This is a genomic window from Acinetobacter sp. YH12105, from assembly GCF_013419095.1.
In the GTDB taxonomy this organism is placed as follows: Bacteria; Pseudomonadota; Gammaproteobacteria; order Pseudomonadales; family Moraxellaceae; genus Acinetobacter; species Acinetobacter pseudolwoffii.
Genome location: NZ_VPAU01000001.1, coordinates 39,151 through 51,906 on the forward strand (window position 1 = coordinate 39,151; position 12,756 = coordinate 51,906).

At 40.8% G+C, this 12,756-nt stretch carries 11 protein-coding genes; 4 read left to right on the forward strand and 7 right to left on the reverse strand.

What is annotated here, in order from left to right; all coding sequences use genetic code 11:
* Positions 1 to 128: 128 nt before the first annotated feature.
* On the reverse strand, positions 129 to 1,037 hold the full coding sequence (locus FTU44_RS00225; protein WP_180049041.1) for a polysaccharide deacetylase family protein: 909 nt from the start codon (positions 1,035 to 1,037) through the stop codon (positions 129 to 131).
* A gap of 310 nt (positions 1,038 to 1,347) precedes the next feature.
* Here FTU44_RS00225 and FTU44_RS00230 point away from each other — a divergent pair, with 310 nt between their 5' ends.
* On the forward strand, positions 1,348 to 2,247 hold the full coding sequence (locus tag FTU44_RS00230; RefSeq protein ID WP_159138302.1) for a LysR substrate-binding domain-containing protein: 900 nt from the start codon (positions 1,348 to 1,350) through the stop codon (positions 2,245 to 2,247).
* A gap of 232 nt (positions 2,248 to 2,479) precedes the next feature.
* On the opposite strand, the gene map is transcribed toward FTU44_RS00230, so the two are convergent.
* Positions 2,480 to 3,274, reverse strand: a complete 795-nt coding sequence (map, locus tag FTU44_RS00235; RefSeq protein WP_180049043.1) for a type I methionyl aminopeptidase — start codon at positions 3,272 to 3,274, stop codon at positions 2,480 to 2,482.
* A gap of 350 nt (positions 3,275 to 3,624) precedes the next feature.
* Here map and brnQ point away from each other — a divergent pair, with 350 nt between their 5' ends.
* Positions 3,625 to 4,911, forward strand: coding sequence for a branched-chain amino acid transport system II carrier protein (brnQ, locus tag FTU44_RS00240; RefSeq protein WP_180049045.1), 1,287 nt, complete (start codon positions 3,625 to 3,627; stop codon positions 4,909 to 4,911).
* Between the two features lie 582 nt (positions 4,912 to 5,493).
* Positions 5,494 to 5,712 (forward strand): hypothetical protein, encoded by a 219-nt coding sequence (locus tag FTU44_RS00245; protein WP_005097112.1) that lies wholly within the window; start codon positions 5,494 to 5,496, stop codon positions 5,710 to 5,712.
* Between the two features lie 82 nt (positions 5,713 to 5,794).
* Here FTU44_RS00245 and FTU44_RS00250 read toward each other — a convergent pair whose 3' ends face one another.
* Positions 5,795 to 6,253 carry a hypothetical protein gene (locus tag FTU44_RS00250; protein WP_005097113.1) on the reverse strand — a complete coding sequence of 153 codons (459 nt, stop codon included), beginning with the start codon at positions 6,251 to 6,253 and terminating at the stop codon, positions 5,795 to 5,797.
* A 117-nt stretch (positions 6,254 to 6,370) separates the two neighbouring features.
* Here FTU44_RS00250 and FTU44_RS00255 point away from each other — a divergent pair, with 117 nt between their 5' ends.
* Complete coding sequence (locus FTU44_RS00255) at positions 6,371 to 7,234, forward strand: alpha/beta fold hydrolase (protein WP_005170572.1); 864 nt, start codon at positions 6,371 to 6,373, stop codon at positions 7,232 to 7,234.
* Between the two features lie 152 nt (positions 7,235 to 7,386).
* On the opposite strand, the gene gltS is transcribed toward FTU44_RS00255, so the two are convergent.
* From gltS to FTU44_RS00275, 4 genes are all read right to left on the reverse strand, one after another.
* A complete protein-coding gene (gene gltS, locus FTU44_RS00260) occupies positions 7,387 to 8,610 on the reverse strand; it encodes a sodium/glutamate symporter (RefSeq protein ID WP_005097189.1) in 1,224 nt (407 codons plus the stop codon).
* A 124-nt stretch (positions 8,611 to 8,734) separates the two neighbouring features.
* Entirely contained in the window at positions 8,735 to 8,956 is a 222-nt protein-coding gene (locus FTU44_RS00265) for a hypothetical protein (RefSeq protein WP_080633091.1), read from the reverse strand.
* A 112-nt stretch (positions 8,957 to 9,068) separates the two neighbouring features.
* Complete coding sequence (locus FTU44_RS00270; RefSeq protein ID WP_005097190.1) at positions 9,069 to 9,791, reverse strand: hypothetical protein; 723 nt, start codon at positions 9,789 to 9,791, stop codon at positions 9,069 to 9,071.
* Between the two features lie 96 nt (positions 9,792 to 9,887).
* Positions 9,888 to 12,527 carry a bifunctional aconitate hydratase 2/2-methylisocitrate dehydratase gene (locus FTU44_RS00275; protein ID WP_005097191.1) on the reverse strand — a complete coding sequence of 880 codons (2,640 nt, stop codon included), beginning with the start codon at positions 12,525 to 12,527 and terminating at the stop codon, positions 9,888 to 9,890.
* Positions 12,528 to 12,756: the final 229 nt, after the last annotated feature.

Here is a 12,756-nt window from a genome sequence, read left to right on the forward strand (position 1 = left end):
CAATGATGATTATTCAGGTATTTAGAAAACGTAGCGACACTTAATCATATTGGTTACAGCCTAAATACATCTAACTCTTACTGTCTATAGCATACACCTCGTGATTTTCTAAAGTGAAATAACCGTATCTAAGGCGCCACACTTAAACCAAATTTTTTCAAATTTGGATATTCATAGGGGGCATCTTCAGCTGGATAACGTAATGACTCGAGCCCATAAATTTGTGCAATATTCCATAAAATACTTTCACCCGCAGGTAGAGTTTGTGGCTGAATTTTATAAATTGAATCCTGATAAGCGCTATCACTATCAACAAATTTCCAGCCCTGTTGCTTAAACAAATCAATAATGTCTTCTAGCCAAGCCGCATTAATGGCTCTTACATGAAGTAAAAGCACATGCTTGGGGGAACGTCCTAATGTTTGTTGTGCTAAATTATCGTAATACTGTGCTCGATCAAGCAAATGAAACAGATAGGCTTGTTTTAATTTATTCAGGTTTTCTTGATCTTGTGCTTGCTGATACTGCAAAAACAGTTGATTGTAATACCAATCACTCGCATCGATGCTAACAGTTCCCGATTGATAATGATGGGTTATCAGCCATTGTCGTACTCCTTCCCTTTTTTCTAGCGTATTTCCCTCTTTAAGAAATGGAAATCGGTAATGTGGTACAAATCCGGGTAATGTAGAAAATATTTGATGTCCTTGCTCTATGTCTTTTAAATAATTTTTCAAGCTAATGTCATCTTTATTTAGGTTAAGATGTAAATTTCCATGATTGCCTATTCGATGCCCCTGTTTCCCCCACTCTGAAATCATCTGCAACCCTTTTTCTGTGCTAATTTTACTGACGCTTGGATAGACAATAGCCAAAATTCGCTTTTGTTTTAGGGTATTTAGAATGTCATTATTGATATGACAAGCATCTGGGTTATTGGCTGGGTCTAGTCCATCATCGAAACTGAGGGCGATCTGTTGAGCAAAAGCCACATGAGAAACACAGAGACATAGGCTTAAGACAATTTTTTTAATCATAAATGAGTGCTAGAGCTTAGAAAATAAATATCTTTTAACCTAATAATTATTCAAACTGATTGAACTTTACATCGACGGCTAATACGAAATTTATTTATTATCTAAGCTTATATATTGAATGGCAATTTTTTTAATGAATCACCACTTAGCTGTGGTGTAATGAGATTCCAGACATTATAAATGAGCGCCTATGTATCACATTATCGAGTGTGTTGGCTTTTAAATTTTAGTAACTTCAATATTTTTTTAATTGACAGAACGTAACAATCAATTTTTAATCAGCAGATTGTTGCATAAATGGAATTTTGGAATGCTGACTGATCTTGATGATTTTTACTGCTTTGCACAGGTGGTGGAACATGGCGGCTTTAGCGCAGCCGAACGTGCAACAGACATCCCTAAATCCAAGCTTAGCCGTCGTGTCCATAACTTGGAAGAACGTCTAGGTGTCCGCCTGATTCAACGCAGCTCGCGTCATTTTGCGGTCACCGATATTGGCATGAACGTTTACCGCCATGCACAAGTCATGTTAAATGCAGCACAGGCAGCACATGATCTGGTCGATCATCTTAGTACCGAACCGCGTGGTACGATTAAAGTCAGTTTGCCGGTTTTAATTGCCCAGAATGAAATCGCCAAAATCCTGCCAAACTTCCTCAAGCAATATCCAGAAATTAAAGTTCAGATGATGATCACCAATCGCCGGGTCGATATCATTAATGAAGGCTGTGATCTGGCACTGCGGGTACGCTCCAGTCTGGATGACGATCCGAATCTGGTCATCCGTCAGTTTGAAAAAATTGAACAGCATCTGTTTGCAAGTCAAGGTTATCTCAATCAGTTTGGTGAGCTAAAAACCCCCGAGCAACTGGCTGAACATAAGATTCTGACTATGGCAGAAGATCATACCGAACAATTTCTGACCTTACAAAACGAGCAGCAAGAACAAAAGAAAATTCGGGTCAGTCCAACTGTATTGGGTTCAGACCTCAATATGTTGGCGCAACTTGCGGCTTCAAGCTGCGGGGTGACCTTATTGCCAGATAACGTGGTAGAGCAGTATGTGGCACGTGGCGAACTGGTACGGGTTTTACCTGACTGGAAAGCACCGCATGGTATTTTTCATGCGGTTTATCCCTCACGTCGCGGTCTGCTGCCTGCAGTCCGGGTATTTATTGACTATCTGGTCGCAGAATTAAACCATAGCTAATAAAAATATGGACAAAAAAATAGCTCATTCTTGGGGAAAAATGAGCTAGAGAAACAGGTCACTACAGCACAGTGAATAAAAAAGGAAACTTTGTAACTGATTCTCAGTCTAACCAGACTTCTATTTTCAAACCATTGTTTTGCTGTAGTGTTTTGTATATTTTTGTCAGCAAAAACGATGAACTTGTAAATTTGGCAAGTCAAAAGTTTTTAACAGAAATCCCGTCAAAATTTTAAATTTCCGGATAATCACCCGTGCCTTCAGGCCATGGAGAGAGTAATTCAAATCCGGTTTCGGTCACATAAACCATATGTTCCCATTGTGCAGACCACGATTTATCCGTGGTAACCACAGTCCAGCCATCTTTTAGTTCTTTGACACGAGCTTTACCCATATTTACCATCGGCTCAATGGTAAAGACCATACCCGGCACCAGCTTGATGCCTTGACCCGGCTGTCCATAATGCAGAATATTCGGTTGTTCGTGATAAACCTTGCCGATGCCATGACCGCAATACTCACGCACAATCGAATAGCCTTCACGCTGTGCAACGGTTTGAATTGCATAACCAATATCGCCTAAGGTAGCTCCCGGCTTCACTGCATGAATCCCGGCCAGCATCGCTGCATAGGTGGTATTGACCAGACGTCTGGCTTCTGGAGATGGCGTTCCCACATAATACATCCGGCTGGTATCACCGAAATAACCATCTTTGATGATCGCCACATCAATATTGATAATATCACCATCCTGCAACACGGTTTTTGAGGATGGAATGCCATGACAAACCACTTCATTCGGTGAAATACAGGTGGTTTTGGTATAGCCATAATAGCCAATATTGGCTGGCGTCACTTTTAATGTATTGACAATAAAATCATGACAGAGATCATCCAGATATTCAGTCGTGACACCTGGCTTGACATGCCCCCCGATCATCGCTAAAACCTCTGCAGCCAAACGCCCAGATATCCGCAGTTTTTCAACATCTTGCTCAGTTTTAAGACTAATCGCTGGAGCTCGCATATACCTATCCTCACTATGAATCCCTGAATTATAATCCCTTTTTTGCGAAATATGTCGCAGTTGTTGAGTTTCAGCACAGCAATTTTCCTTGAAATAGGAATTTTCACTGCTGCTTATTTATACAAACAATAACTGACATATTTTGATATCAAGTGTAGATATCTTTTGAGCTTATAAGGAAAAATATATTTTTCAGCGAATTATCAAACATATATTTCTACCAAGATTTGAATGACCGGTTATGTGATCCGCAAACTCACTAGAATCAAGGCTTCCAGCCTTAAAATAAACTCCAAAAAATTGGACATATACACTAAAATCGCTTTCTTTTGTTCTATTGATCTCCCTTTATGACAAGTCTGCGTACCCGGGATATTGTCGCCCTAGGTTTTATGACCTTTGCACTATTTATTGGTGCGGGCAACATTATCTTTCCACCGATTGTGGCTCAACAAGCCGGTGAACACGTATGGCTCGCTGCTTTAGGTTTCCTTATTACAGCAGTCGGCTTACCCGTGATTACCATTATTGCGTTGTCTCGCGTTGAAGGCTCCATTCAGGCACTAAGCTCGCCTCTGGGCAAAGCAGCCAGTATTTTGCTGACTGTAATCTGTTACTTAGCTGTTGGCCCTTTATTTGCGACGCCACGTACCGCAACCGTTTCTTATGAAATCGGTTTTTCATCTTACTTTGGCAATGAATCTGGCAGTCTGCTCATTTACAGCATCATCTATTTTGCTGTGGTGACCATCGTGTCCTTATATCCAAACAAGATTCTGGATACTGTCGGCTATTTCCTGTCGCCACTTAAAATTATTTCTTTGATAATTTTGGGTGTAGCAGCCGTGATGATTCCTGCCAGCAATCCGCCTGCAGCGATCGATAATTACGTTACCAGTCCAGTGACTGAAGGCTTCGTAAATGGTTATTTAACCATGGATACTTTGGGCGCTTTAGTTTTCGGTATTGTGATTGTCAAAGCCATTACTTCACGTGGTGTAACCGATAAAAAACTGATTACCAAATATGCGGTCAATGCCGGCATTATTTCTGGTATTGGTTTAACTCTAGTGTATTTAAGTCTGTTTAAACTTGGACTGGGTAGCCATGAGATTGCACCAAATGCAGCCAATGGTGCCATTATCCTGCATGCTTATGTACAACATGCTTTTGGCGATATGGGCGCTTACTTCCTGTCTGGCATGATTTTTATTGCCTGTATGGTGACTGCGATTGGCCTGACCTGTGCCTGCGCTGAGTATTTCTCCAGCTTGACCAAGATTCCGTACAAGATTTTTGTATTCATTCTGGTGGGCTTCTCACTGGTGATTTCAAATCTGGGTTTAACCAAACTGATTGCTGTTTCGGTTCCAGTCTTGAGCGCGATTTATCCACCTGCAATTAGCGTCATTATGCTGAGCTTCTGTGCAAGCTTCTTCAAGAAACCATCTCATGTGATTGCGCCAGTGACCCTGGTAGCCTTGATCTTTGGTATTTTTGACGGATTAAAAGTCGCTGGTTTTGAATTGCCTGCATTCCTGCAAAACTTACCTCTATCAGAACAGAATCTGGCCTGGTTTATCCCGTCCATGATTGTATTGCTGATTACAGCTGTGATTGACCGTATTAGAAACTAAAATTTCTAGGATGTCTGAAAAATCGTATTTTTACCCAAAATCCGGTTTTAGCGTGATCAATAATTGTCAGGTTTTACCCAAACGGACTTTTATTGTTTCTTACAGACAATATCAAATCATCGCTGTGTGTCTATTTACTCGTGCTTTTTCCAGAAAGTGTGATTCATAATTAGGCTCGAATGATCCTATTTTTAATATAAATATAAATAATTTTTTGAATTTTAGCTTTTAGATACATGTTGTTGCTGACTTAAACCATCTTGCCCCCTGACTTATACACAGTCTTACATTCTATTGATTAACACTACATATCTTTGGCGTAGAATTTGCATTTTCTATCTGCTCACATCAAACAATTGCTAGCTATTGTTTTCATGACGATATGGAGGTGTAATCTGAATATATAATGCTTTACTAATCAATTGATTATGTATTTTTACGACTAAAGAAGGCCATTTTGACCCTGAAAGTGCAGCCCGATGGTTGCAAAGGCTGATATTAAACAGTACAACTGTATGTTCAATTCTGACTAACTTAATCTGCTTTAGTCTTCAATAACATAAATAAATGGGAGGGATGGAGATGTTATCATTACATTTCAACAAGCAAGTCTTCATTGACGCTCTTAAAGCCAACGACACCAATCTGGTGACATTTATATGCACCACTTTTGCACTTATGCTGACTTTAACCGTCCATTGCTTAATTCAAGGTAATTTAAAACTTGAATACTTTGGTTATGCGCTGATCGTCTCAGCTGCTTTCTTCCTATGGGCTGCCATAGACCAGAAATACCGATAATCAAATTTTAAATTAGCCCAGATGGATGATGTGGCCAGTCATCCATCTGGTAAAAAAACCAAAATATTACTTTTAAGAATAATTAAAATAGCCCACCAAATGCGCCATAGAGTAAAATCCCCGTTCCTCCAAGTTCTGCAATAATTAATCCCAGCATTGCCAAGCTCATCAGACTGCCAGGTAGATGAAACCGACCCAGTTGATGCGGTTGCTTAAACTGATTGGTGGTATCTTGCAGGAAACCATGCAGCATATAAGCTGCAATCGAAAAACTAAAAAATACGATATTCACCAGTACGCAGATCAAATTCATGGCACTGGATAAATCGGAATAATATGCCAGAACTGCCAGAATTAGCGTCGCTGGTGCATATAGCAGACTGCTACGATGGGCAATATCGACATAATAATGTGCGCGTGACTGTGGTGATTGACGGATCTGCCAATACTTCCAGACCCCGGTAAACATCCCAATCCACAAGAATATTCCACTAAAAATAATGGCGATTTTAACGGCCAGTGCAAGTTCCATTGATAGCATAAGCTCATTCCATATCTATTATTTTACTGACTTTTAAGTCATGCTTTGCGCAAGCATCCCTTCAAAAACTGTATAAAGTTAAAGCTTCATCAGGAAGCTAAAATCATAGTGTATCGTATGTCTGAATTTGAAACATTGACTCTACAGTGCCAGGATGGCTATCACTTAAGTGCACGCTTTTATGCGGCTTCTTCAGAATCTGAAAAACGTCCGGTATTGGTCTGTCCTGCCACAGGTATTACCCAACAGTTTTATCATCATTTCTGCATCTGGTTGCAAGCTCAGGGCTATGCGGTACTGGTCTTTGACTTTCGGGGAATTGGTGAGTCACTCGCAGGCCCTTTAAAACAGTCCAAAGCCAGCATTGTGCAATGGGGTCAACTGGATATTCCCGCCGCGATTGATGCTTTATTAGCACGTACTCATGCAGAAAAAGTGATTTTGCTGGGGCATAGTGCTGGTGGTCAGCTTCTGGGGATCGTACCGAATTATGACAAAGTTGCAAAAGTGGTGGCTGTTGCTGGCTCAACCGGACATGTCAAAGGACTTAAAGGTAAAACCAAACTGCTGGCGCCGGTCATGTTCAATCTCATTTTCCCACTGGCCCGTATGAGCAAAGGATATGCTCCGACTCAAGCCATTGGCATGGGCGAAAATCTGCCTAAAGATGTGGCGCGTGAATGGGCACAGTTCTGTAGCAAACCGGGCTATGTCATGAATGCAATGGGTAAAACCATATTGCCACGCTCAGATTTTCATGCTCAAATCACCTGCCCGATTATTTCGATCTGGTCATCGGATGATGAAATTGCAACAGAAGCAAATGTAAAAGATTTACTGCGTTTATACCCCAATGCAGATACTCAGATGATTGAGCTTCAACCTAAAAGATATGCGCATAAAGCCATTGGCCATATGCTGATGTTTAAAAAATCACATGAGAATTTATGGCCGGTGATTGAACAACAATTGACGGTTTAAATCAGATTTAGATGGTTATTTGCAAGCTGCTATGTTCTAATACACTCAGTTTGAGATGAGCCTCTTACAGTATATGGGCTTGACCTATATACGACTAGCCCCTAACCATGGGGCTTTTTATTGCATGTATGATTTTAAAAACGTATTAACATTTAGCCGAAAAATGCAATGATGCTTTGGATCACCACAGCATTCACAATATCAATAAAAAATGCACCACACAGCGGTACAATTAAAAAAGCTTTATGTGATGGACCATAGCTATTGGTCACCGCCTGAATATTGGCAATCGCTGTCGGTGTTGCCCCCATACCAAAACCACAATGCCCTGCCACTAATACTGCTGCATCGTAATTTTTGCCCATAATTCTAAAGGTCACAATTGCGGTAAATAAAATCAATACCGCTGTCTGCGCCAATAAAATGGTAATGAGCGGACCTGCCAAATCGGCCAGTAACCAGAGTTGTAGTGATAGTAAAGCCATAGATAAATACAGGGATAAAGACGCATTGCCAAATACATCGATTGCACGGTCGAAGATATCGACTTTCAGCACATGCTCCAAGACATTACGCACAATCACACCTGTGCCTAAAGCCCATACAAAAGTGGGCAATTCAAACCATCTTCCCTGACTGAAGTCTGTCATCTGATTGGCGACAAAAATACACAGGGCAAACATCCCCAAAGTCGACACGGCATTACTGGATGTAATCAATCGGGTTTTCTTTGGATATTCAAAGGGCGCAGTGTTGATGTGCGATTCGAGCTGCTGTTCATTAGTCTCTTGCGCTACTGTTTCAGCCAGTTGGTTGCGTTTAATCAGGAACTTGGCAACTGGACCGCCCACAAGTCCACCAATAATCAAGCCAAAGGTAGCACTTGCCATACCAAGGACAACTGCTCCCTGGATCGCATATTGAGTTTCCAGAACCTCGCCCCAGGCACCGGCGGTACCATGACCACCCGTTAAGGTGACGGAACCGACAATCAAGCCAATCAGTGGATCAAGTCCAAGCGCTGTGGCTAAACTCATACCGACAGCATTTTGCACGACTACAAATAAAATGACACAGACCAAGAAGGTCAGGAGCGATTTTCCACCTTCTTTCAGTTTCAAAAAGTCTGCACTTAAGCCAACAGAAGTAAAGAACATCAGCATCAGGATGGTTTGAATTTGTGCGTCAAATGTGGCACTGATATTAAACAATTTATAGAGAATAAAGGCCGTAATCGCTGCGACTAAACCACCGATTACAGGTTCAGGTAAGTTATAGTTCCTAAAGAAGCTAATTTTACTAACAAGATACCGCCCAATAAAAAGAAAAAAAACAGCAATTACTAGAGTGCCAAAGGCATCTATTTCATAAGTCATAACATTCCCTATTGGCTTTATTTTCATACAGTTTTGGGAAAGAGAGATGAAAAATCAATCATAGAAATGTAATGCAAGTTATTGTTTCTAATAATTGTTTAATTTATAGCCCGAATAGACGCAATTAACGTGATGGAATATCATAAACCCAGTTGCGCGCTTGCTGATCTGTGGTCGTTTCACAAACATAGTAGTCGTGATCCCATGAATCAGGATGGAATATTTCCTTTTTGGTATAGGTGACATTTTTGCATTTTTCGATGCAGACAAAGCTGTCGCCTTGGTCTTTGACTTGGGTTCCGTTAAGGAAACCGCCAATACAGAGGAATCGGGATTGTTTTGTCATTGTTATATCAACTTTTAAATCATTTTTCAATGTGGCGATTAAACGCTGTATTGAGTTAGGTGTAAAGAGAGAAATATTAATGAGCACAAATTCATTTTAAATGATTAGTCCCTTATAAAGTTTTGGAAATATTCTTTTCATCATTCAAAATGTGATATGTCATCCCAAAGGACGGATTATATTTAAATGCTTCATTTAACTGCACCACAGGAATTTTCAAAATTTTTTTATGCTTCTTTCCAAATGAATCAACTATACAGATTTTTATTTTAGTGATTTTATTATGTACAACTGGCGACATCGCTCCCCAACTTTCTTGCTGCTCAAAATATACAACACCACTAATACCTTTTCCTACTTCTATATATTTTTCTACTTTGGCAGGAGAAAGCGTATTTAACTGAGTTAAAAATGGATATACCTTAATTTTATCACCAATTTTGACTTGAAAATCATCTAAAGCTATTACCTGCTCTTTTAGCCAAAACCAACCCAAGAAACGATATTTAAGCCAATTAAAACTAAAAGGGATTATATTCCATTTATACCCAATGAAAATCTTATCTATACCACAAGGTAATTTACCAACATTCTTTATATCTAAATAAAGAGCCACTGCTGTTATATGAGCTTGATGCCCATTAAAAACATTTCCTGTTTCAAAAGTACAAGTAAAAGTTGGACCTTCAATAGTAGTAATTTTAAATTTAGGTTTATTATTAAAATATTTTACAACTATACTAACAACTGTCACTGCCATACCAAATAAAAATATTAGTAAAGCTAAGACACCTTGATTAGCATTTAAATAATCTGGATCTATTAACCTTTCCATTCACATCGCTCAAATAGAATTTAATTCTTCTTTTCGTAAAAAATAAGGGCTGATCAATCAGCCCTTATTTTAAACTACTTTTTAATCAACTTAATATTAAGTCAACTGAGCAGCAGCAATTTTCTTCGTATCAACGTCTTTAGCAGCGTTAGTATATTCGCTCATCTTGTCGAAGCTTAAGTATTGATAGATGTCAGCTGACATGCTGTCAATTTGAGCTGCGTACTGTTGGTATTCTTCTGGAGAAGGTAATTTACCCAATACAGCAGCAACAGAAGCAAGTTCAGCAGAAGCCAAGTAAACGTTAGCACCTTGACCTAAACGGTTCGGGAAGTTACGAGTAGACGTCGATACACAAGTCGTGTTCGGAGCTACACGTGCCTGGTTACCCATACATAATGAACAACCTGGCATTTCAGTACGCGCGCCAGCTTTACCATAAATATTATAGAAACCTTCTTCCATCAACTGATGTTCGTCCATACGCGTTGGCGGAGCAATCCACAAACGAGTTGACAATGCACCACCTGGAACTTTCTCTAACAATTTACCAGTCGCACGGAAGTGACCAATGTTTGTCATACAAGAACCAACGAATACTTCGTCAATTTTCACGCCTTGAACGTCAGAAAGAAGTTTTGCATCATCTGGATCGTTCGGGCAGCAAAGAACAGGTTCTTTAATGTCAGCTAGATCGATTTCATACACTTTCGTGTATTCAGCATCCGCATCCGCTTTAAGCAGTGATGGATTCGCTAACCATTTTTCCATGTTCTCAACACGACGAGCCATTGTACGCGCATCGCCATAACCTTCAGAAATCATCCACTTAAGCATAGTGATGTTTGAACGAAGGTATTCAGCAACTTTCTCTTCAGAAAGCGTGATCGAACAACCAGCAGCTGAACGTTCAGCAGAAGCATCAGACAATTCGAATGCTTGCTCAACAGTCAGGTCAGTTTCCATTTCTGTCAAATCGATCTCAAGGATACGACCAGAGAAGATGTTTTTCTTACCTTTCTTCTCTACAGTTAAGTCACCCGCTTGAATTGCGTAGTAAGGAATTGCATGTACCAGGTCACGTAGTGTGATACCAGGCTGCATTTTACCTTTGAACTTCACAAGTACAGATTCAGGCATATCAAGTGGCATAACACCAGTTGCTGCAGCAAACGCTACCAGACCAGAACCCGCCGGGAACGAAATACCGATTGGGAAACGAGTATGCGAGTCACCACCAGTACCCACAGTATCCGGAAGAAGCATACGGTTTAACCAAGAGTGGATAATACCGTCACCTGGACGTAAAGACACACCACCACGGTTCATGATGAAATCAGGAAGCGAGTGTTGCATTTGAACGTCAACTGGCTTTGGATACGCAGCGGTATGACAGAAAGACTGCATGACAAGGTCAGCAGAGAAACCTAGGCAAGCCAAGTCTTTCAATTCGTCACGCGTCATTGGACCAGTGGTATCTTGCGAACCAACAGTGGTCATCTTAGGTTCACAGTAAGTACCTGGAAGTACGCCTTGACCTTCAGGAAGACCACAAGCGCGACCAACCATTTTCTGTGCTTGAGTGAAGCCTTTGCCAGTTGCAGCAGGTTGAACCGGAGTACGGAACAACGTAGATACTGGAAGACCTAAAGCTTCACGTGCTTTAGTGGTCAAACCACGACCAACGATCAGGTTAATACGACCGCCAGCACGAACTTCGTCTAGAAGTACAGGTGTTTTAAGATCAGCTTCAGCAATTACAGCACCGTCTTTAGATGCAGAAACTTTCGCAGCAGCATGATCGATTTTAAGAACGATTTCATCGCCCATGTTCATGTTGCCAACATCGATCTCGATCGGTAATGCACCCGCATCTTCCATCGTGTTGAAGAAAATTGGCGCAATTTTAGAACCTAGGCAGTAACCACCGTCTTTTTTGTTCGGGATATGAGCAATGTCATCACCAAAGAACCAAAGCACAGAGTTGGTTGCAGATTTACGAGATGAACCTGTACCAACAACGTCACCTACGTAAGCAACTTGGTTGCCTTTCGCGATCAATTCTTTGATTTGGTTTAATGGACCAACTTCACCAGGAACTTCCGGGTTGATTCCGTCACGTACGTTTTTCAACATTGCATTTGCGTGCAATGGAATGTCCGGGCGGCTCCAAGCATCTTGTGCAGGTGACAAGTCATCAGTGTTGGTTTCGCCAGTGACTTTGAAAACTGTCAGTTTGATTTCTTCAGGAACGTCTGGACGTGAAGTAAACCATTCAGCATCAGCCCAAGACTGCATAACAGCTTGTGCATTTGCATTACCCGCTTTTGCTTTATCAGCGACATCGTGGAATGCATCAAATACAAGAAGCGTTTTCTTAAGCGCTTCAGCAGCAAGCTCAGAAAGTTCAGCGTTGTCTAAAAGTTCAACTAAAGGCGCTACGTTATAACCACCAAGCATAGTACCTAGCAAGTAAACCGCACGTTCTTTAGAAATAAGTGGAGAGGTTGCTTCGCCTTTTGCCAATGCAGCCAAGAACGCAGCTTTTACATATGCAGCTTGGTCAACACCTGCTGGTACACGGTTTTCAAGCAAATCTACCAAGTATGCTTCTTCACCAGCTGGCGGGTTAACTAGTAGTTCAACTAATGCAGCGGTTTGGGCATCGTCAAGTGGCTTCGGTGGGACTCCGAGTGCGGCACGTTCTTCAACGTGTTGGCGGTAAGCTTCTAGCACAGTGTTATTCCTCTTTTTTAAAAAATTACTTATGAATTCCTGCTTATTCCAAGCTTCACAAATAATATGGACTCCGAAATTTTACTAAATTTCCAGTTAAAAGTTAATGCAACTCAAGTGTTTCTTTGTGATGCTCGTTATTTTATAACTAAATGATGCTCTTAATGATTATTCAATAATCACTTTTAGATCAGATCTCAAGAAACAAGCCTATGAGCAGGCCCTTTTA

Excerpts from the sequence above, each read along its gene's own strand:
- FTU44_RS00225 (WP_180049041.1), bottom strand. The coding sequence starts at position 1,037 with ATGATTAAAAAAATTGTCTTAAGCCTATGTCTCTGTGTTTCTCATGTG.
- FTU44_RS00230 (WP_159138302.1), top strand. The coding sequence starts at position 1,348 with ATGCTGACTGATCTTGATGATTTTTACTGCTTTGCACAGGTGGTGGAA.
- map (WP_180049043.1), bottom strand. The coding sequence starts at position 3,274 with ATGCGAGCTCCAGCGATTAGTCTTAAAACTGAGCAAGATGTTGAAAAA.
- brnQ (WP_180049045.1), top strand. The coding sequence starts at position 3,625 with ATGACAAGTCTGCGTACCCGGGATATTGTCGCCCTAGGTTTTATGACC.
- FTU44_RS00245 (WP_005097112.1), top strand. The coding sequence starts at position 5,494 with ATGTTATCATTACATTTCAACAAGCAAGTCTTCATTGACGCTCTTAAA.
- FTU44_RS00250 (WP_005097113.1), bottom strand. The coding sequence starts at position 6,253 with ATGCTATCAATGGAACTTGCACTGGCCGTTAAAATCGCCATTATTTTT.
- FTU44_RS00255 (WP_005170572.1), top strand. The coding sequence starts at position 6,371 with ATGTCTGAATTTGAAACATTGACTCTACAGTGCCAGGATGGCTATCAC.
- gltS (WP_005097189.1), bottom strand. The coding sequence starts at position 8,610 with ATGACTTATGAAATAGATGCCTTTGGCACTCTAGTAATTGCTGTTTTT.
- FTU44_RS00265 (WP_080633091.1), bottom strand. The coding sequence starts at position 8,956 with ATGACAAAACAATCCCGATTCCTCTGTATTGGCGGTTTCCTTAACGGA.
- FTU44_RS00270 (WP_005097190.1), bottom strand. The coding sequence starts at position 9,791 with ATGGAAAGGTTAATAGATCCAGATTATTTAAATGCTAATCAAGGTGTC.